The sequence below is a fragment of the Pseudomonas mandelii genome, from assembly GCF_002251635.1.
GTDB classification, from domain to species: domain Bacteria; phylum Pseudomonadota; class Gammaproteobacteria; order Pseudomonadales; family Pseudomonadaceae; genus Aquipseudomonas; species Aquipseudomonas mandelii_B.
The window spans coordinates 1-18,939 of sequence record NZ_NMOJ01000042.1; the positions used below are offsets into that span (position 1 = coordinate 1).

An 18,939-nucleotide genomic window follows, 5' to 3' on the forward strand; every position below is an offset into this window, starting at 1 on the left:
TGTATTTCGAACGGCAAAAACGATCAGTCGGCTTGTGGTGCTTCTNCCGGTTTGACTGCTTCTTCGTAAGAGACCGCTTTGTCGGTCACCTTAGCCTTCTGCAGAACAGTATCCACAACTTGTTCTTCCAGCACAACCGAACGTACTTCGTTCAGCTGCTGGTCGTTCTTGTAGTACCAAGCTACAACCTGCTCAGGCTCCTGGTAGGCCGAAGCCATTTCCTGGATCATTTCGCGAACGCGATCTTCGTCAGGCTTGAGGTCGAACTGCTTGACCACTTCGGCCACGACCAGACCCAGCACAACGCGGCGCTTGGCTTGTTCTTCGAACAGCTCGGCCGGCAGTTGGTCAGGCTTGATGTTGCCACCGAACTGCTGGACCGCTTGAACGCGCAGGCGATCCACTTCGTTGGACAGCAGGGCCTTAGGCACTTCGATCGGGTTGGCAGCCAGCAGGCCGTCCATTACCTGGTTCTTGACCTTGGACTTGATAGCCTGGCGCAGCTCGCGCTCCATGTTCTTGCGAACTTCGGTGCGGAAGCCTTCGATACCGGTTTCCTTGATACCGAACTGAGCGAAGAACTCTTCGTTCAGCTCTGGCAGCTTTGGCTCGGAAACGGTGTTCACGGTCACGGTGAACTCAGCGGCTTTGCCAGCCAGGTCCAGGTTCTGGTAGTCAGCAGGGAACGTCAGGTTCAGAACGCGCTCTTCGCCGGCTTTTGCGCCAACCAGGCCGTCTTCGAAACCAGGGATCATGCGGTTGGAACCCAGCACCAGCTGAGTGCCCTTGGCGGAGCCGCCAGCGAATGCTTCGCCGTCAACCTTGCCAACGAAATCGATGTTCAGTTGGTCTTCGTTCTGGGCGGCGCGATCGGCCACTTCGAAACGAGTGTTCTGCTTGCGCAGAATTTCCAGCATGTTGTCCAGGTCGGCATCAGCCACGTCAGCGCTCAGGCGCTCAACAGCGATACCNTCGAAGCCAGCAACGGTGAACTCAGGGAACACTTCGAAAACTGCAACGTATTCCAGATCTTTGCCAGCTTCCATCGATTTAGGCTCGATCGAAGGCGAGCCAGCCGGGTTCAGCTTGTGCTCAACAACAGCTTCGTAGAAAGAAGCCTGGATCACGTCACCCACAGCTTCCTGACGCGCATCGGCACCAAAACGACGCTTGATTTCGCTCATTGGCACTTTGCCTGGACGGAAACCAGCGATCTTGGCCTTTTGGGCAGTCTGCTGCAGACGCTTGTTGACCGCAGTCTCAATACGCTCTGCCGGCACGGTGATGCTCAGGCGGCGCTCGATAGCAGTAGTATTTTCAACAGAAACTTGCATGGATATTCCTCGTTGCACAGACGTTAGCCGGCCGTTTCCGACCCCAGAATCAAGGGCATGCATTCTAGTGGGTCAAACTCAAGAAGTCACCCTACTGAAAACGGGTAGAAAAACAGCAGGCCATTTATAGGTNNGGACAAACGGTTGTGCCTCGCCCTGTTAGCAAATACAGCCAGTCACGCCAGGGCTCTGCACCCATCCTTCTATATATAGAAGAAGTTGCCAATCATCTCCCTGACAGCCGGTCTTGCGAGCAAGGCCGGCGGGCGGCGCGGCATCATCGAGAAACATAAATACGACGAAACACCCCACCCCTGCGACTCAGGACATGCAGTCGCTTAACACTCGAACCGCTAAAACAAAAAAGGCGCCAGACTGTTAAATCTGGCGCCTCTCGAAATATGGGGTGGACGAAGGGGATCGAACCCTCGACAACGGGAGTCACAATCCCGTGCTCTACCAACTGAGCTACGCCCACCATATTGCATTAACAAAGAAGNCAATCAACTCCCCTGCTGCGCCCCAACCAGGCCAACCGGCTTGAGTGAAGCTTTATTTGGTGCGGATGAAGAGACTCGAACTCTTACACCTCGCGGCGCTGGAACCTAAATCCAGTGTGTCTACCAATTCCACCACATCCGCGCTTGAAGCTCTTAAAGCAAAGGCGCCAGATGATTAATCTGGCGCCTTTCTAAATATGGGGTGGACGAAGGGGATCGAACCCTCGACAACGGGAGTCACAATCCCGTGCTCTACCAACTGAGCTACGCCCACCATATAGCGCTACTTGTGCCAAAGCTGCCTAATGGCGCACCCGGCAGGACTCGAACCTGCGACCATCCGCTTAGAAGGCGGATGCTCTATCCAGCTGAGCTACGGGCGCCTTATTAATCTGTACTCTTGGAGGATTACAAACTAAGTGCTTCCAGCCTTACAGAACAGCAATTCTGCTCGACCTTCTTAAGCAGTGCTAGGCTGTGCCCGACAAGTGCGACGAATAGTATAGAGGGCCTTGAAACCCGTCAAATCTTTTTTGAAAAAAATTCATTTTATTTAAGGGGTTAGGCCAATTTGCAGACCAAGCGCCTTTGCCCTCACGTCCTGGCGTGCGAGAATACGCGCACTTTTTTTCCCCTCTCGATGGTTAATCACGCGTAATGACTGCACAACTTATCGACGGCAAATCAATCGCCGCCAGCCTGCGCCAGCAGATCGCCAAACGCGTCACCGAGCGTAGCCAGCAAGGCCTGCGCACGCCTGGCCTCGCGGTGATCCTGGTCGGCAGCGATCCTGCCTCTCAGGTTTATGTCTCGCACAAGCGTAAAGACTGTGAAGAAGTCGGCTTTATTTCCAAAGCCTACGACCTGCCTTCCGAAACCACTCAAGAAGCACTGACCGACCTGATCGATCGCCTGAACGACGACCCGGCGATTGACGGCGTTCTGCTTCAGCTTCCTTTACCTGAACACCTGGATGCCTCCAAGTTGCTGGAGCGCATTCGTCCAGANAAAGACGTNGACGGNTTCCACCCTTATAACGTCGGCCGTCTGGCCCAGCGTATCCCGCTGCTGCGCCCCTGCACGCCGAAAGGCATCATGACGCTGCTGGAAAGCACCGGTGTCGATCTGTACGGCCTCGATGCCGTGGTGGTCGGCGCGTCCAACATCGTCGGTCGCCCGATGGCCATGGAACTGCTACTGGCTGGCTGCACCGTGACCGTCACCCACCGCTTCACCAAGGACCTCGCCGGCCACGTCGGCCGTGCCGATCTGGTGGTGGTTGCCGCCGGCAAGCCGGGCCTGGTCAAGGGTGAGTGGATCAAGGAAGGCGCCATCGTTATCGACGTGGGCATCAACCGCCAGGAAGACGGCAAGCTGGTAGGCGATGTGGTGTACGAAACCGCCCTGCCCCGCGCGGGCTGGATCACCCCAGTACCCGGGGGTGTCGGCCCGATGACGCGTGCCTGCCTGCTGGAAAACACACTGTACGCGGCAGAAACACTGCACAGCTGAGTGCCTGCCTCGACATAAGCAATGAACAAAAAAACCCCGCCAATGGCGGGTTCTTTTTGCCTGAAGTGAAAGATCGACCATCCGCCGGAAAATGACTTTTTTTTCACGTTCCCACGGACTTTTACCTCCTCCCTGAACAACCATCGACAGTTATTCAGCCATACTCCAGAATGTCGCGCTTTTACGAAATAACCCGTTACATAACGGCTTATCAACACCTTATGAGTCTGCCAGCGTGAAAATCCGTCTTTCCATCCTGAGCCTATTGTTTGCCTTTACAGGGACGTTCCTCACGCCAACGGTCAATGCCGCTGAAACCACCGCGGCACCCCGAGACACGAAACAACTCAAGCTCGCTTCCGGCAGTTCTTTGCTGCTGGATATGCAGACCAACAAAGTCATTTATGCCAGCAACCCCGATGTGGTTGTCCCCATCGCGTCGGTCAGCAAATTGATGACCGGTCTGATTGTGGTCGAAGCCAGGCAGAACATGGACGAGTACATCAATATCAACATCAGCGACACGCCGGAAATGAAAGGCGTGTTCTCCCGGGTGAAAATCGGCAGCGAAATGCCCCGCAAGGAAATGCTGCTGATCGCCCTGATGTCCTCGGAAAACCGTGCTGCTGCGAGCCTGGCGCACCACTACCCTGGCGGCTATCCGGCCTTCATTGCCGCAATGAACGCCAAAGCCAAGGCGCTGGGCATGACCAGCACTCACTACGTCGAGCCGACGGGCCTCTCCCCTCGAAACGTCTCCACGGCCCGCGACCTGAGCAAATTGCTGATCGCCGCCCACAAATACCCGTTGCTGACCGAGCTGAGCACCACCAAGGAAAAAACCGTTACGTTCCGCAAACCCAACTACAGCCTGGGTTTCCGCAATACCGATCATTTGGTCGGCAAGCCGAACTGGGACATCAAGCTGACCAAGACCGGTTTCACCAACGAAGCCGGTCACTGCCTGGTATTGGTGACCAGCATGGGCAATCGCCAGGTGGCGCTGGTAATCCTCGACGCCTTCGGCAAGTACACGCATTTTGCCGATGCCACCCGCATTCGCAGTTGGGTCGAAACCGGCAAAGGCGCAGACGTGCCGTCGGTAGCCTTGCAGTACAAGTCGGACAAGAACCTCAAGCACCGTCAGAGCGGTGTTGTTGAAGCGTCAAAATAAATCAGCGGCAAAAAAACAAAGCCCCGATCATTCGGGGCTTTTTTTCGTCTGGCATTAATCGTTCGGCAAAGGCATCTGGTCATCATCGGGAATGCCATCCCCAGCGCTTGGATCTCTCATGCCGTGGGGATGCTCCGTCGGTACCACCATTGGACGCGCCAATGGATCCCTTAACGGATCGTTCGGATCCATCACCGGATCAATGCCCTCTTCGGGCGTTGTAGGGACACTGTCCGGACGTTTGTCGTTGAAACTCGAATCAGTAGACATACGCACCTCACCAAGGGTTAGGGTTTCAGATCAGCGAGTGGGTCGTAGGGCTTCGCCGGAGCCTTGGGATTGTCGCCCGGCTTTACATCCCTGGGCGCCTTGGCAGGTCCGATGGGATCGACCTGAGGATCGGCGAGGTCCGGCGAATCGGGGTCGAAATCCAACTCGTCGCCCGAAGAATGTTCGGATGAATGCGGGCCGTCAGGGGTATTGGACTGTGCCATGTGGCGCCTCCTGGAATCTGGCCCGGAGAAACCAGGCCTTATCCCTTAGAGGCAAAGCGTGCCTGGCGGTGCCGGGCACATGACGAACGGAAACCTATTGCGCGGTCAGCGCTTTCTTCGCACGTGCAGCGGCCTGTTCCTGACCGGCCTGTCCAAGATCACTCGCCGCCTTCAACCAGCGCTGCTGATCGACGTTGGCAGGTATCTGATTGGGCTTCTGAATCAATACAGCCCAGCCGCCGGCATCTTTAAAAGAGGACTCAAACGAACTGAAGCTCATCAAATTCCGGCGGTTCATGCCGGCGCGCAGCAACACCGTCTGCTTCTGACGGTTGTACCCGGCAAGAATGGCGTAACGCGGTTCAGCCCAGAGCGCCGTGCCTTCAGTGAAGCGCACCATCACCGGATAGCCGGCCGCGACCTGGGTTAACAGTGCCGGCAAATGGCTGTCGAGGGGATAAACCACCATCCCGTACTCACGAGCAAGGTTTTGCATGTTCTGCTGCAACTGGGCTTCGGCGCCCGGCAAGTGCAAGGGTTTTTCGAGCAACCCGGGCGTAATCACGACGCCCTGCTGTGCCAGCATGCTGGCCAATACCTGTGGTCCGCTCTGATAGTCCTGGCCACGGTAGAACGTACCGCTGAGTTCGACACGTTCCGGCAGCCGCTTGATCTCCGGTGCCACACTCCCCGCGCATCCTGCCAAAACTGCGACGCAACCCACCATCAGCGCCGCCGCTCGAATCCGAGAAAATACCCGCACGATCATCACTCTCTTGTTCAGACGCCAGGCAATACGCTCCCGGCTTGGCCGTCGATCATAGGACGCCACGCGACGCCGGTATAGCCTTAACCCGCAGTTGAGTGCGTTCGATAGAGCGAACTGGTTGATGACAGCCGACCTTTGGTCAATAGCCTGAAACACAGCAGCGACTAGACTGTCATTTGCAAAGAGTGTGTGCCCGATGCAGGGCAAAGAGGAGGCACCGATGAGCCTGACAATGACAATCGTAATGTTGATTTCCGGCTGGCTGGCCGTGGCCGCCGCCATGTTGTGGGGCGTTTTGCGGATTACCCGTCGGCACCATCACCACCCCGCTCAATCGTCGCCTGTGGCCAAGACCGATAAACCACCGGTACACCACGCGACCGCGCACTGATCTTTTCGGATTCGCAAACAAAAACGGCCGCCTGGGCTCTTTCGAGCGCAGGCGGCCGTTTCGTTTTTGCGGGTTAAGCTTCAGCCGCTATTTTCTTCTGCTTGGCCCGGCGCGACATCATGTTCAAGCCCTCAATGGTCGCCGAGAAGGCCATGGCCGCATAGACGTAGCCTTTTGGCACGTGAGCGCCGAAGCCTTCAGCGATCAACGTCATGCCGATCATGATCAGGAAGCCCAGGGCCAGCATCACGACCGTCGGGTTGTCGTTGATGAACTTGGCCAGTGGTTCAGCCGCCACCAGCATCACGATAACCGAGGTCACCACGGCAATGATCATGATCGGCAAATGCTCGGTCATGCCCACGGCGGTAATGATGCTGTCGATGGAAAACACCATGTCCAGCATCAGGATCTGACCGATCGCAGCAGCGAAGCCCAAGGTCACGGTCGAGGTCGCCGACATCGGATCATTCGGTGCCGGGTCCATGCTGTGATGGATCTCGGTAGTCGCCTTCCACACCAGGAACAGGCCACCGGCGATCAGGATCATGTCTTTCCACGAAAACGCGTGGCCGAGAATATCGATCACAGGCTCCGTCAACTGGACGATGAACGCGATGGTGCTCAGCAGGCCCAGTCGCAGAATCAGCGCCATGCCGATACCGATGCGGCGTGCTTTCTGCCGATGCTGCTCGGGCAGCTTGTTGGTCAGGATCGAGATAAAGATCAGGTTATCGATGCCCAGCACGATTTCCATGACGATCAAGGTGGCCAGGGCGACCCAGGCGGTGGGGCTTGCAGCGAGTTCTAAAAGGTATTCCATGGGTCAGTCCTGACTCGTTTGAACGGTTTAGATGTCCTGGGACGAAGATTCGGTTTTCTTCTTATCTTCGGCCGATGGTTCTTTTTTGCTGATCAGGCCGCCGGTGGCATCGCTGATCGCCTCTTCGGCGGCTTTGTGGGTGTCGTCAATCGCCTGTTTGGCGGTTTCGGCAGCCTTGCCCATCAATTGCTGAGCGCTTTTCTCGGCCTGGTCGCAACCGGCCAATACCAGTAAAGACGCAATCAACAGTGCCGTGGTTTTAAGCTTCATGATGCTTTCCTCGATAGAACAAAACGGGCCGAAACGATGGCCCGCTGATAGCGACGCATTCTAGGGAGGCAAACACTTCAGGAAAATTCGTATTTTTAGCGGNTATACTTCGATTTTTACGAANTGTATACGACGATGCTCAATTACCGACAGCTGCATTATTTCTGGGTGGTGGCCAAGACCGGCAGCATCGTGCGCGCCTGTGAGCAATTGAACCTTACGCCCCAGACCATCAGCGGGCAGATTTCTCTGCTCGAACAAACCTATGGCATTGAGCTGTTCCGACGGGTCGGCCGGCAGCTTGAGCTGACGGAGGCCGGGCGTCAGACCCTGCCCTACGCCGAGCAAATGTTTCAGCTGGGCGGCGAACTGGAGGCGATGTTGCGCGCGCAGCCCAATGAACAGCAGATCCTGTTCAGGGTCGGCGTGGCGGATGTGGTGCCCAAATCCATCGTTTACCGGCTGATTGCACCTACGATGGAATTGAGCGAGCCGCTGCGCATCACCTGCCGCGAAGACAAACTGGAACGGCTTCTCGCCGACCTGGCGATCCAGCGGCTGGACCTGGTGATTTCCGACAGCCCGATGCCCTCGCACCTGGACATCAAGGGTTACAGCCAAAAACTCGGTGAATGCGGGATCAGCTTCTTCGCCACCGCCGAGCTGGCGGCACAGTACGGTCAGGATTTCCCACGCAGCCTGCACGGCGCACCACTGCTGATTCCCGGGCCGGAAACCGTGGTGCGCAGTCGCTTGCAGCGATGGTTTGCCGAGCAGCAAATCCAGCCGCGCATTGTCGGCGAGTTCGACGACAGCGCACTGATGCAGGCTTTCGGTCAATCGGGCAGCGGGATTTTCATCGGCCCGAGCGTGATTGCCGACGAAGTGAAACGCCAATACGGCGTGGAGCTGATTGGCCAGACCGACGCCGTGACGGAGTCGTTCTATGCAATCTCGGTGGAGCGCAAGGTCAAGCACCCCGGCATCGTGGCGATTACCGAAGGTGCCCGACGCGAGCTGTTCACCGAGGTGTGAAGGGTCAGGCGCAAATTTCGCGAGGTTTCATGGTCATCAGCGCCATGGCCAGGAGAATCGAAACCAGGATAAACGCGGCTGCGGCAAAACCCAGCCCGCCCAAGCCAACGCTGTCGATCACCCGTCCGCCGACCATCGCACCCAGGCCGATGCCGAGGTTGGCCCCGGCGATGTTCAGCGACGCNGCAAACGCTGGCGCATGGGGCGCGGCCTTCATCAACCGCACGTGGCTGACCAGGAACATCGCCGCCTGGGTCACGCCCCAGATCCCCATCGCCGCCGCCAGACCGAGTGGCGAATGAATGTTCGGCACCAACGCCACCATGCCGGCGATCATGAACGTGCAGAACATCATCGAAGCCATCAGCGGATGACGATCCACCGCGCGTCCGCCCAACGAGTTGCCGATCAGACCGACCGCGCCGAAGCCCATCAGGCACCAGCCGACCACCGTGCCGTTGAAACCGGCCAGGCGCTCAAGGATGTCTGCCAGGTAGGTATAAGCGGTGAACATGCCGCTGAACACCAGCACTGACAGCAGGATATGACCCTGCATCAACGGGCTGCGCAGGATCTTGAACTGCGAACGGAAGCTCACCTGATGCTGATGCAGATTGGTTTTCGGCAGGTAGATAAACAGCAGCAACGCCTTGGCAAACGCGATCACCGCCAGTATGGCAAACGCGGTACGCCAGCCGAACATGTCGGAAATCAACGTGCCGACCGGAATGCCGAACACCGTGGCACAGACGATGCCGAAGCCGATTTTTTCGATGGCTCGCCCGGCGTATTCGGGGCCAACAATGTCCACCGCGGTTTCACTGGCCAGCGCCCAGAACACCGGCAACCCCAACGCGGGGATCAAGCGGGCAATGGCCATCACCCCGATGTTCGGTGCAAACGCCGCGAGGGTGTTGGCCAGGCCGAACATGATCAACACCGAGATGAACAGTTTGCGCCGCTCGAACCTTGCGAAGTACGCGGTCAGAAACGGCCCGAACGCGGCGACGGTGAAGGCAAACAGAGTCACCAGCAAACCTGCTTGGGGGATGCTGACTTCAAGGTCTCGGGCAATCGCCGGCAACAGGCCGACGATGATGAACTCCGTGGTCAGCACGGTAAAACCGGCGGCCGACAACAGAAGGATGGGCAACAGCATGCAGAACTCCAGAAAACGACGACACCAGCGATAGCCCGAAGGCCCACTGGCATGACTTGAAAATGAGGATGGGCAATCTTAACAGAGTGTTTCCGATCAGGGTTGCACGAACCTGCCGATCTCGTTGATCACGCGGGCGGCAGATCGTCACAGGTCTGAAGGATCAAGACCACGCTGTGATAAAGTCCGCGCCCTGCGATACGTACACCTTGTTCATCGGCCATTCACTGGCATTGATGTCGCGATACCCCCGCACCTAATAATCAGAGATGCCGTTTTATGACTGCTTCATCCCCTTCGCTATTGCAACGCTTGAAACGCTTGAGCCTGGTCTCGCAAATCGTCATCGGCCTGATCGCCGGGATTGCCCTGGCGCTGATCGCGCCGGAGGTGGCGAAATCCACGGCATTCATCGGCAAGGTCTTCGTTTCNGCCCTGAAGGCCGTCGCACCGATCCTGGTGTTCGTGCTGGTCATGGCCTCGATCGCCAACCATAAACACGGCCAGGAAACCCACATCCGGCCGATTCTGTTTTTGTACCTGCTGGGCACGTTTGCCGCCGCGGTGGTCGCGGTCGTTGCCAGCATGATGTTTCCGTCCAGTCTGGTGCTGTCCACCCATGACGTCGCTGTCACCGCTCCCGGCGGCATCGGCGAGGTGTTGCAAAGCCTGCTGTTGAGCGTGGTGGATAACCCGGTGAGCGCACTGATGAATGCCAACTTCATNGGCATTCTGGCGTGGGCCATCGGCATGGGCATCGCGATTCGCCATGCTGGCGAAACCACCCGCACCGTGCTCGACGACCTGTCCAACGGCGTGACGCTGATCGTGCGCGTGGTGATTCGCTTCGCGCCGCTGGGGATCTTCGGCCTGGTGGCATCGACCTTGGCCACGTCTGGTTTCGGGGCGTTGATCGGCTACGTGCATCTGCTGGCCGTGCTGCTGGGCTGCATGTTGTTCGTGGCGCTGGTGATGAACCCGGTGATTGTGTTCTGGAAACTGCGACGNAACCCCTACCCACTGGTGCTGATGTGCCTGCGTGAGAGCGGCATCACCGCTTTCTTCACCCGCAGTTCGGCGGCAAATATCCCGGTAAACCTGGCGTTGAGCAAACGCCTGGGCCTGCATGAAGACACCTATTCGGTATCGATCCCACTGGGCGCCACCATCAATATGGCCGGTGCCGCGATCACCATCACCGTGCTGACCCTGGCGGCCGTGCATACCCTGGGGATTGCCGTCGACCTGCCGACCGCCGTGTTGCTCAGTGTGGTGGCGGCNNTGTGTGCGTGTGGCGCTTCGGGCGTGGCCGGTGGCTCGTTGCTGTTGATTCCCCTGGCGTGCAGCCTGTTCGGTATTCCCAGCGAGATCGCCATGCAGGTAGTCGCCGTAGGCTTCATCATTGGTGTGTTGCAGGATTCGGCGGAAACCGCGCTCAATTCGTCCACGGACGTGCTGTTCACCGCTGCGGCTTGCCTGGGCGAAGAAGCAAAAGCGCAACGTCTGGCATAACACTTCACCCTGTGGTGTAGTCGCACAATGTTTACACATGAAAAAGCCCCCGGGCTTGCCTGGGCGAAGAAGCAAAAGCGCAACGTCTGGCATAACACTTCACCCTGTGGTGTAGTCGCACAATGTTTACACATGAAAAAGCCCCCGCAACCTCAGGCTGCGGGGGCTTTTTTGTACCTGGGCGGTTTAGAACGCGCCCATGTAGTCGCGCTTGCCCACTTCTACGCCGTTGTGACGCAGCAAGGCGTAAGCGGTGGTGACGTGGAAGAAGAACTGCGGCAGGCCGTAGGTCAGCAGGTAGGACTGGCCGCTGAAGCGCTTCTCTTTCGGGGTGCCTGGGCGGGTGATGATCTCGATGCCTTCTTTGCCGTCGATCTGCTCAGGCTTGATCTCGCCGATGTAAGCCAGAACCTTGGCGATCAGGGCTTGCAGTTCAGCGAAGGTGGTTTCGGTGTCGTCGTACTTCGGCACTTCGATCTCGGCCAGGCGCGAGGACACGCCTTTGGCGAAATCAACGGCGATCTGCACCTGACGCACCAGCGGGAACATATCCGGGAACAGGCGCGCTTGCAGCAGTGCATTGGGCTCGATGTTCTTGGCGGTGGCATGGGCTTCGGCTTTGTTCAGCACATCGCTCAGGGCGTTGAGCATTTGTTGGAAAACAGGAACCGAAGCGGCATACAGGGAAATAGTCATGGCAGTCTCGTGTGGTGACAGGGGGAAACGTGGGGCGATTATAGCGATGCGCGGTCCCAGGTGAAGCGATAGATAGTGTCGGGCGGGCCAGGATGNCGGCAGGAGAAGAATATGAAACCGGGAAAGGACGCAGAACAATGAGCATTGAGCAAGAGACGACCTTCGACGAGCCGCGCCTCAACAGCACGGAAATCCGCATTCTGGGCTCGTTGATCGAGAAGCAGGCCACCAGCCCGGAAACCTATCCGCTGACCCTTAATGCATTGGTGCTGGCCTGCAACCAGAAAACCAGCCGCGAGCCGGTGACGAATCTCACCCAGGGGCAGGTCGGCCAGAGCCTGCGCGCCCTAGAAGGTCGCGGCTTTACCAAACTGGTGATGGGCAGCCGTGCCGATCGCTGGGAGCATAAGGTCGACAAGGCGCTTGAACTGGTGCCGGCCCAGGTGATTCTGGCGGGATTGCTGTTTCTGCGCGGGCCGCAGACGGTCAATGAACTGCTGACCCGCAGCGGACGCATGCATGATTTTGAAGATGCCGAGCAGGTGGTGCACCAACTGGAGCGCCTGATTGCGCGCGGGCTGGCGCTGTTGGTGCCGCGTCAGGCGGGGCAACGGGAAGACCGTTATATGCATGCGTTGGGTGATCCGGCGGATATCGAAGTCATCCTCGCTGCCCGGCAAAACCCGGCCGAACGCGGTGCCGGTAGCGGCGTATCCGTAGAGCGTATCGAAGAGCTTGAGGCGCGAATTTCCGCACTCGAAGAACGACTGGCACGCCTCGAGTAACCAATACGATCCCTGCTACAAGATCTGCGCCATGCCTGTAAGGTTATTCGCCATCCCAGTAANGTAACCAATACGATCCCTGCTACAAGATCTGCGCCATGCCTGTAAGGTTATTCGCCATCCCAGTAATCCACGCCGTCGCCCGGGCGGGCGATGGCGACGAAGCCTGAGGCATTGCCTTCGGCGTCGACCTTGAAGTCGTCCATCACCACGTATTTGCCGGAATCCGGGTACTCGCAAATCTCCGGCGATTGCTGGGTGCTGACCGCCAGGTAACGAAGTTCGCCCTTGCTGTTGTTGATGATCTGGTGCGCCGCTTCAGGACCGCCCGGCGGGCAGGCGATCACGTCACCGGCGCGGATCGGAAAACGCTCGGCACCAAGGCGCACCACCCCCTCCCCAGCCACGACGTAAAACATCTCCTCGTTGACCCGATGACTGTGAAAAGGGCTGCCACGCATGCCTGGTTCGAGCACGTACAACCGATAACCGAGCTTTTGCGACCCCAACTGCTGGCCGACGCGGGCCATTCTCTGTTGGTAGCGGCCGGCGGTTTCACCGGTGGGCGCCAGGGCTTCGGGCAGCGGTTCGAGTTCGACCTGATTCAGGTTGAGAATGGGGGGATGCATGGGAACCTCGGGCACGGTTTGTTGGTTGGGGGGCAAGTCTTTGCTTGCTGGCGGGAGTATAGGCGGGAAATGTGCGGCAATTGATTGGGCTTGCCTGNNGCGAGCAAGCTCGCTCCCACAGGGTTCTCTGTCGATCACAACATGTGCGTACGACGCCAATCCTCTGTGGGAGCGAGCTTGCCCGCGATGAGGCCAGTACAGCCAACCAATAATCTGAAGGATCAGCTGCGAGCAAACTCCACCGCTTTCTTGAACTGCTCATCCGTCGGCCGCACGCCGGTGTACAGCACAAACTGCTCCAACGCCTGGATCGCGATCACTTCCAGCCCGGTAATCACCCGCTTGCCCTGGGCACGCCCGCGCACGATCAGCGGTGTTTCTGAGGGTATCGCCACCACATCGAAGACGGTCTCGGCAGCAGCGATGGTTTCAGCGTCGAACGCCAGTTGATCGGCCTCAGGGCCGCCGCTCATGCCAATCGGCGTGACGTTGATCAACATCTGCGGACGCTGAGTGCCAAGTTCCGCCTGCCACTGGTAGCCCAGTGATTCAGCCAGCGCCCGCCCGGCACGTTCGTTACGCGCCACGATCACGCCGTTGGTATAACCACCGTCGCGCAAGGCACTGGCCACGGCCTTGGCCATGCCGCCGCTGCCACGCAGGGCAAAGGTCGCGTCTTTTGGCACCTGATGGGTTTCAAGCAGCTGGGCGATGGCGATGTAATCGGTGTTGTAGGCCTTGAGGTGGCCATGGGTGTTGACGATGGTATTGATCGATTGAATGGCCGCTGCCGACGCGTCCAGCTCATCGACCAGCGCAATGCAGGCTTCCTTGAACGGCATCGACACGCCGCAGCCACGAATGCCCAGTGCACGAATGCCGCCAACGGCACCCGGCAGATCCTGACTGCTGAACGCCTTGTAGTAAAAATTCAAGCCCAACTGTTCATACAGATGATTGTGAAACCGCAGGCCGAAGTTGCCGGGGCGCCCGGAAAGCGACATGCACAGCTGGGTGTCTCGGTTGGGGTTCATCTGCATGAAACATCTCCTTCATAAGCACTTTCAGATGGACGGGATTAGCCATTCCATCGTGGTCTGATCGATTATTACGGCGTGCCTGAGCAGGTTCGCCGGGGCCGTAAAGAAGTCGGTACAGACCTTACACAAAATTTACCCAGCGGCCGTGCTGTTTTTCAGAAATACGTTGTCTTAAAAGTATCCCCGCGACAATCCTTGAGTCTATTGATTGCACAAGCGCCGGGTCGAAGAACCGAGGAATTATCATGATCCGTAAAATCCCCACAGTTGCCTTGCTGCTCGGAGCTCTTGCTATCACAGGGCAAGCAGAGGCTGGCGGCGGTCACGGTTGGCAGGGTCCAGCGGTATTTGGCGCGATCGTTGGTTCGGCAATCGTCGGCTCGGCCATCATCAACAGCAACCGGCCTGTTTACGTACAGCAACCGGTCTACGCCCAGCCGCAGCCGGTTTACATACAACAGCCGCCACCGGTTTATTACCAGCCCGCGCCGGTCTACGTGCAGCAACCGGTCTACTACGCACCACCGCCGGTTTACTACGGCCCGCCACGTGGTTATTACGGTCCACCACGCGGCTACTACGGCCCTCCCCACGGTTATGGCCGCTGGTAACAGATTCAACAGGCCCCGCCTTATCAGCGGGGCTTTTTTGTGACCGTTCGTCGGCGAAGGTCTGGGAAAATCGCGTCAAGGTCGCTGTCGGGACAGTGTGGGCGGTTCAGTTTGGCAAGATTGACTCGACCGCCCTTCCCCCGACTTGGGGAAAACGGTCATATTTATGTCATGCCAGGTCCGCAAGCTTGGATCTGTCCGTAAACAACAGGTTGATAAAAACAAGGACGACCTCATGCCCACGCAAAACCCGCACCGCATTGTCGGCTTGTGCACGTCCAGCAAGGTCTACAGCGCACTGACCGAACTCAAGCACCTTGAGGGCCACCGCAGCGCNAANTTNCTTTCGCTGCTGGCAGAAAACCTGGTGCGCAAAGGCCTGCTCAACGAGCAGGAAGTGGTCCATATGCTTGATATGGTGGTCGACTGAACCCGACACTCACTGGCGTCAATGACGACTATCGAAAGTGTTGATTGTCCGTTCGAGAGGCAGGTCCGTAAGGTAGCTCCATCGATTGATGGAGGTATTTATGTCCCAGGTTCAGATCATGTCCGTAATTGGCAGCGCCGTTCCCGCACCGCTCAGAGAGCTAGGATTGCTCGCCTGTTGGTATCTGGTGCAGGACGGCGAGCCGATCAGCGGACCGCTCACTTCACTGCCGGCCGCCCAAGCGTTGTCGCAACGAATCGGCCAAGGGAAGTTCAGCGCTTAAGGCAGCTGCACCCTTGGTTTGGTTTCGAGGAAAATGGCCCAGCTCGACATGAACAGCGCCGCGATCAGCGGCCCGATAACAAAGCCGTTGAGGCCNAAAATCGACAGGCCGCCCAAGGTCGAGATCAGGATCAGGTAATCCGGCATCTTGGTGTCCTTACCCACCAGGATCGGGCGCAGCACATTGTCCACCAACCCAATCACGAAAACGCCGAACAGTCCCAGCACTACGCCCTGCCAGATCGAACCGCTCAACAGGAAAAATGCCGCCACCGGCGCCCAGACAATCCCCGCCCCCACCGCCGGCAACAGCGATAGAAACGCCATCANCACCGCCCAGAGCAACGCACTGGGAATGTCCAGAAACCAGAAAATCAAACCACCCAGCGCACCTTGGGTNACGGCCACCAGNAGGTTGCCCTTTACGGTCGCCCGAACCACGCGATTGAACTTGAGCTGCAAACGACGTTTCTGGTGTTCCTGCAACGGTACGGCGGAGCGAACTTTACGCGCCAGTTCCGCGCCGTCTCGCAGGAAGAAGAACAGCAGGTAGAGCATGATGAAGAAGCCGACCACAAAATCGAACGTGCCCTGACCGAAACTGAAGACCTGCGTGGCGACAAACTCATTGCCCGTCACCGCACTCTTGATGATTTTCTCCCGCAGCCCGTCCAGCTCACCGAGCCCGGCCCGATCCAGCAAATGCTGGAAGTACGGCGGCAAGCTGTGCTTGAAATGTGTCACATACCCCGCGATGTCCAGCTCGCCGCTTTCAATGCTTTTGTAAAGCGACGCCCCTTCCTGGACCAGCAAGATACTGAGAATGATCACCGGCAGGATCGCGATCAGCAGGCAGATGCTCAGGGTGAGCAGGGATGTGAGGTTGCGCTGCCAGCCGAACTTCAGTTGGATCCGGCGTTGCAGCGGTGCGAACAGAATCCCGAGGATCACCGCCCAGAACACCGCGCCGTAGAACGGCAGCAAAATCCAGATAAAAGCGGCGGTGACCACTCCGAGCAAAATCACCAGCGATTTGTTGTGTACCGTCTGTTCGTTCATGTCCGATCCATGTCAGTGCGCTCTGATATTGAAGAGCCGTGCTGATGCTTAGTCCGCGACGGTTCGCGCGAGTGCCATCCGTTTGTTCATCAAGCATAGATCCAGATCAATGAACCCCGCGGGCAAGGCGATTACCCTCGCGGGCTTTTGCGATCGACACTGCCATGACGCTCCTTGCTCCCGAACTGCTCGCCCCCGCCGGCACCTTGAAAAACATGCGCTATGCCTTCGCCTACGGCGCCGATGCGGTCTACGCCGGCCAGCCGCGCTACAGCCTGCGAGTGCGCAACAATGAGTTCGACCACGCCAACCTGGCACTCGGCATCCACGAAGCCCACGCGCTGGGCAAACGCTTCTACGTGGTGGTGAACATTGCGCCGCACAACGCCAAGCTGAAGACCTTCCTCAAAGACCTGGCCCCCGTAATCGCCATGGGCCCGGATGCGCTGATCATGTCCGACCCGGGGCTGATCATGCTGGTGCGACGCCACTTCCCCTTGATGCCCGTTCACTTGTCGGTGCAGGCCAACACGGTGAACTGGGCCAGTGTCGAGTTCTGGCAGCAACAGGGCTTGAGCCGGATCATCCTGTCACGGGAACTGTCGCTGGAAGAAATCGCCGAGATCCGCCAGCAAGTCCCGGCGATGGAGCTGGAGGTGTTTGTGCACGGTGCCTTGTGCATGGCCTATTCCGGCCGCTGCCTGCTATCGGGCTACATGAACAAGCGTGACGCCAATCAGGGCAGTTGCACTAACGCCTGCCGCTGGAAGTATTCGGCGACGCAAGCCACGGAAAATCAGCTCGGTGAAATCGTCCAGCAGTTCAGGCCGGAGCCGACCCTGGGCATCGGCGCGCCGACCGATCAGGTGTTCCTGTTGCAGGAAGCCAATCGCCCGGATGAACAGATGCCCGCGTTCGAGGATGAGCACGGCACCTACATCATGAACGCCAAGGACCTGCGCGCGGTGCAGCATGTGGAACGCCTGACCCACATGGGCGTGCATTCGCTGAAGATCGAAGGCCGTACCAAATCCCACTTCTACTGCGCGCGCACCACCCAGGTGTATCGCAAAGCCATTGATGATGCGGTGGCCGGCCGAGCCTTTGACCGTAACCTGATGACCGATCTGGAGTCCCTGGCGCAACGCGGCTACACCGAAGGCTTTTTGCGCCGTCATGTGCATGACGAATACCAGAACTACCAGAACGGCAGCTCGGTTTCAGAACGTCAGCAGTTTGTAGGCGAGTTGACCGGCGAACGGCGTGATCGCCTGGCGCAAGTGACGGTCAAGAACCGCTTTGGCCTGGGCGATCACATGGAACTGATGACACCCCAGGGGAATTTCCACTTCGATCTGCATCAGTTGCAAAACGGCAAAGGCGAGCCGATCGACGTGGCGCCGGGAGACGGGCACACGGTGTATGTGCCGATTCCGGATGCGGTGGATTTGCGGTTCGGGTTGTTGATGCGGGATGTGAACGGCGTTTAGCGCCTTTGTGTCATGCAATAACTGCGGCCTAACCGGGCAAAAACTCCTCACGCAACATCGCCACAAACGCTTCCCGCGCCGGGTGAACCCCGGCGTTTTCATGCCAGTAAAACAGGTTGTCGATGGCCGTCAGCTCAGGGAACTCAAACCCCGCGCACCCCGCCCCTTTGGCGTACTGGTCAAACACCCCTTTGGGCACCAGCGCGACACCGGCCCCGGCGCTGACACACCCGACTATCGCGCCATAACTGGCCAGGCTGACAATCGGCAGCGCCTGTCCCTGTCGTAACAACCAATGCTCCAGCGCCGCCCGGTAAGGACAGCCTTGGGGCCACATGAACACGGTCTTGTCCTGCAAATCCGCGATATCGCGTACCGGCCCCAGGGATGTCGAGGCTATAAGCAGCAGTTCTTCACGGTACATCGGCGTGCGCTTTAGCTGCGAGCGCTCGACATCCACCGCGACGATGGCGCCGTCGAGCCGATGATTGAGCGTGTCATCGAGCAGCTGGCTCCAGGTGCCGGTGGTCAGCTCCAGCGCGACGCCGGGATATCGCTTGTGAAACTTGGCCAGCAGGCGCGGCAGACGACCGGTGGCCGAGGACTCGATGGCACCGATACGCAGCGGGCCGGATGGTTCGGCCGAAGGGTCCACCGCCCGTTTGGCTTCAACGGTCAGCGCCAGAATTTTCGAGGCGTAAGACAGAAACGTCTGGCCCGCCGGGCTGATACGCAAGCCTCGGCCCTCGCGTAGAAACAGCGCCACCCCCAACTCGGCTTCCAGCGACTTGATGCGTGCGGTGATATTCGAAGGCACGCAATGCAACAGCTCCGCCGCCCGGGCGATGCTGCCGACCTCGGCAACGGTCTTGAACATGCGAATCTGCGCCAGCTCCATACATCATCCAAAGTGAACAGTTGCCGCAGTATAAGTCAGTTGTGGC

At 58.3% G+C, this 18,939-nt stretch carries 21 protein-coding genes, 4 tRNA genes and 1 pseudogene; 10 read left to right on the forward strand and 16 right to left on the reverse strand.

Translation table 11 applies throughout. From position 1 onward, the window contains the following. Positions 1–23 precede the first annotated feature (23 nt). The 5 genes from tig to B7L09_RS06025 all read right to left on the reverse strand — a co-directional run bounded on the left by tig (position 24) and on the right by B7L09_RS06025 (position 2,217). Positions 24–1,334, reverse strand: coding sequence for a trigger factor (gene tig / locus B7L09_RS06005; protein WP_094468136.1), 1,311 nt, complete (start codon positions 1,332–1,334; stop codon positions 24–26). A gap of 402 nt (positions 1,335–1,736) precedes the next feature. Next, a tRNA-His gene (locus B7L09_RS06010) sits at positions 1,737–1,812 on the reverse strand. Positions 1,813–1,891: 79 nt separating this feature from the next. Further along, positions 1,892–1,976 (reverse strand) — tRNA-Leu (locus B7L09_RS06015). 56 nt (positions 1,977–2,032) lie between these two features. Next, positions 2,033–2,108, reverse strand: a tRNA-His gene (locus B7L09_RS06020). A gap of 32 nt (positions 2,109–2,140) precedes the next feature. Beyond that, positions 2,141–2,217 (reverse strand) — tRNA-Arg (locus B7L09_RS06025). Positions 2,218–2,491: 274 nt separating this feature from the next. On the opposite strand from B7L09_RS06025, the gene folD reads away from it, so the two are divergent. Together folD and pbpG are read left to right on the forward strand one after the other, a co-directional pair. Continuing rightward, on the forward strand, positions 2,492–3,346 hold the full coding sequence (folD, locus tag B7L09_RS06030; RefSeq protein WP_094468137.1) for a bifunctional methylenetetrahydrofolate dehydrogenase/methenyltetrahydrofolate cyclohydrolase FolD: 855 nt from the start codon (positions 2,492–2,494) through the stop codon (positions 3,344–3,346). A 235-nt stretch (positions 3,347–3,581) separates the two neighbouring features. Continuing rightward, the gene (gene pbpG, locus B7L09_RS06035) at positions 3,582–4,520 is read left to right on the forward strand and encodes a D-alanyl-D-alanine endopeptidase (protein ID WP_094468138.1); all 939 of its coding nucleotides are present in this window, start codon (positions 3,582–3,584) and stop codon (positions 4,518–4,520) included. 54 nt (positions 4,521–4,574) lie between these two features. Here pbpG and B7L09_RS06040 read toward each other — a convergent pair whose 3' ends face one another. The 3 genes and pseudogenes from B7L09_RS06040 to B7L09_RS06050 all read right to left on the reverse strand — a co-directional run bounded on the left by B7L09_RS06040 (position 4,575) and on the right by B7L09_RS06050 (position 5,836). After that, positions 4,575–4,790, reverse strand: a complete 216-nt coding sequence (locus tag B7L09_RS06040; protein WP_094468139.1) for a hypothetical protein — start codon at positions 4,788–4,790, stop codon at positions 4,575–4,577. Between the two features lie 17 nt (positions 4,791–4,807). Then, on the reverse strand, positions 4,808–5,014 hold the full coding sequence (locus B7L09_RS06045) for a DUF6021 family protein (RefSeq protein WP_094468140.1): 207 nt from the start codon (positions 5,012–5,014) through the stop codon (positions 4,808–4,810). Between the two features lie 94 nt (positions 5,015–5,108). After that, positions 5,109–5,836: pseudogene (locus B7L09_RS06050) on the reverse strand (cysteine peptidase family C39 domain-containing protein). 143 nt (positions 5,837–5,979) lie between these two features. On the opposite strand from B7L09_RS06050, the gene B7L09_RS32285 reads away from it, so the two are divergent. Continuing rightward, on the forward strand, positions 5,980–6,174 hold the full coding sequence (locus B7L09_RS32285; protein ID WP_094468142.1) for a hypothetical protein: 195 nt from the start codon (positions 5,980–5,982) through the stop codon (positions 6,172–6,174). Positions 6,175–6,247: 73 nt separating this feature from the next. On the opposite strand, the gene B7L09_RS06060 is transcribed toward B7L09_RS32285, so the two are convergent. Both B7L09_RS06060 and B7L09_RS06065 read right to left on the reverse strand, forming a co-directional pair. Beyond that, the gene (locus B7L09_RS06060) at positions 6,248–6,997 is read right to left on the reverse strand and encodes a TerC family protein (RefSeq protein WP_094468143.1); all 750 of its coding nucleotides are present in this window, start codon (positions 6,995–6,997) and stop codon (positions 6,248–6,250) included. Positions 6,998–7,024: 27 nt separating this feature from the next. Continuing rightward, complete coding sequence (locus B7L09_RS06065; protein ID WP_094468144.1) at positions 7,025–7,267, reverse strand: hypothetical protein; 243 nt, start codon at positions 7,265–7,267, stop codon at positions 7,025–7,027. 135 nt (positions 7,268–7,402) lie between these two features. Here B7L09_RS06065 and nhaR point away from each other — a divergent pair, with 135 nt between their 5' ends. Beyond that, positions 7,403–8,302 (forward strand): transcriptional activator NhaR, encoded by a 900-nt coding sequence (gene nhaR / locus B7L09_RS06070; protein WP_094468145.1) that lies wholly within the window; start codon positions 7,403–7,405, stop codon positions 8,300–8,302. 4 nt (positions 8,303–8,306) lie between these two features. Here nhaR and B7L09_RS06075 read toward each other — a convergent pair whose 3' ends face one another. Continuing rightward, entirely contained in the window at positions 8,307–9,461 is a 1,155-nt protein-coding gene (locus B7L09_RS06075; protein ID WP_094468146.1) for an MFS transporter, read from the reverse strand. Between the two features lie 279 nt (positions 9,462–9,740). Here B7L09_RS06075 and sstT point away from each other — a divergent pair, with 279 nt between their 5' ends. Next, complete coding sequence (gene sstT / locus B7L09_RS06080) at positions 9,741–10,973, forward strand: serine/threonine transporter SstT (RefSeq protein ID WP_094468147.1); 1,233 nt, start codon at positions 9,741–9,743, stop codon at positions 10,971–10,973. A gap of 186 nt (positions 10,974–11,159) precedes the next feature. On the opposite strand, the gene B7L09_RS06085 is transcribed toward sstT, so the two are convergent. Continuing rightward, positions 11,160–11,669 (reverse strand): DUF1993 domain-containing protein, encoded by a 510-nt coding sequence (locus B7L09_RS06085; protein ID WP_094468148.1) that lies wholly within the window; start codon positions 11,667–11,669, stop codon positions 11,160–11,162. Between the two features lie 137 nt (positions 11,670–11,806). Here B7L09_RS06085 and B7L09_RS06090 point away from each other — a divergent pair, with 137 nt between their 5' ends. Continuing rightward, on the forward strand, positions 11,807–12,454 hold the full coding sequence (locus B7L09_RS06090; RefSeq protein WP_094468149.1) for a YceH family protein: 648 nt from the start codon (positions 11,807–11,809) through the stop codon (positions 12,452–12,454). A gap of 110 nt (positions 12,455–12,564) precedes the next feature. Here B7L09_RS06090 and B7L09_RS06095 read toward each other — a convergent pair whose 3' ends face one another. Continuing rightward, entirely contained in the window at positions 12,565–13,083 is a 519-nt protein-coding gene (locus tag B7L09_RS06095) for a cupin domain-containing protein (protein ID WP_094468150.1), read from the reverse strand. A gap of 221 nt (positions 13,084–13,304) precedes the next feature. After that, complete coding sequence (locus B7L09_RS06100) at positions 13,305–14,123, reverse strand: shikimate 5-dehydrogenase (protein ID WP_094468151.1); 819 nt, start codon at positions 14,121–14,123, stop codon at positions 13,305–13,307. A 245-nt stretch (positions 14,124–14,368) separates the two neighbouring features. On the opposite strand from B7L09_RS06100, the gene B7L09_RS06105 reads away from it, so the two are divergent. The 3 genes from B7L09_RS06105 (at position 14,369) to B7L09_RS06115 (ending at position 15,447) form a co-directional block, all read left to right on the forward strand. After that, complete coding sequence (locus tag B7L09_RS06105; protein WP_094468152.1) at positions 14,369–14,734, forward strand: hypothetical protein; 366 nt, start codon at positions 14,369–14,371, stop codon at positions 14,732–14,734. A gap of 235 nt (positions 14,735–14,969) precedes the next feature. Further along, entirely contained in the window at positions 14,970–15,164 is a 195-nt protein-coding gene (locus B7L09_RS06110) for a hypothetical protein (RefSeq protein ID WP_094468153.1), read from the forward strand. Between the two features lie 100 nt (positions 15,165–15,264). Beyond that, entirely contained in the window at positions 15,265–15,447 is a 183-nt protein-coding gene (locus tag B7L09_RS06115) for a hypothetical protein (protein WP_094468154.1), read from the forward strand. Here B7L09_RS06115 and B7L09_RS06120 read toward each other — a convergent pair. Continuing rightward, positions 15,444–16,505 carry an AI-2E family transporter gene (locus B7L09_RS06120; protein ID WP_094468155.1) on the reverse strand — a complete coding sequence of 354 codons (1,062 nt, stop codon included), beginning with the start codon at positions 16,503–16,505 and terminating at the stop codon, positions 15,444–15,446. The genes B7L09_RS06115 and B7L09_RS06120 overlap by 4 nt on opposite strands. Before the next feature lie 164 nt (positions 16,506–16,669). Here B7L09_RS06120 and trhP point away from each other — a divergent pair, with 164 nt between their 5' ends. After that, positions 16,670–17,995 carry a prephenate-dependent tRNA uridine(34) hydroxylase TrhP gene (trhP, locus tag B7L09_RS06125; RefSeq protein WP_094468156.1) on the forward strand — a complete coding sequence of 442 codons (1,326 nt, stop codon included), beginning with the start codon at positions 16,670–16,672 and terminating at the stop codon, positions 17,993–17,995. A gap of 28 nt (positions 17,996–18,023) precedes the next feature. On the opposite strand, the gene B7L09_RS06130 is transcribed toward trhP, so the two are convergent. Continuing rightward, the gene (locus B7L09_RS06130) at positions 18,024–18,893 is read right to left on the reverse strand and encodes a LysR substrate-binding domain-containing protein (RefSeq protein ID WP_094468157.1); all 870 of its coding nucleotides are present in this window, start codon (positions 18,891–18,893) and stop codon (positions 18,024–18,026) included. Between the last annotated feature and the right edge of the window lie 46 nt (positions 18,894–18,939).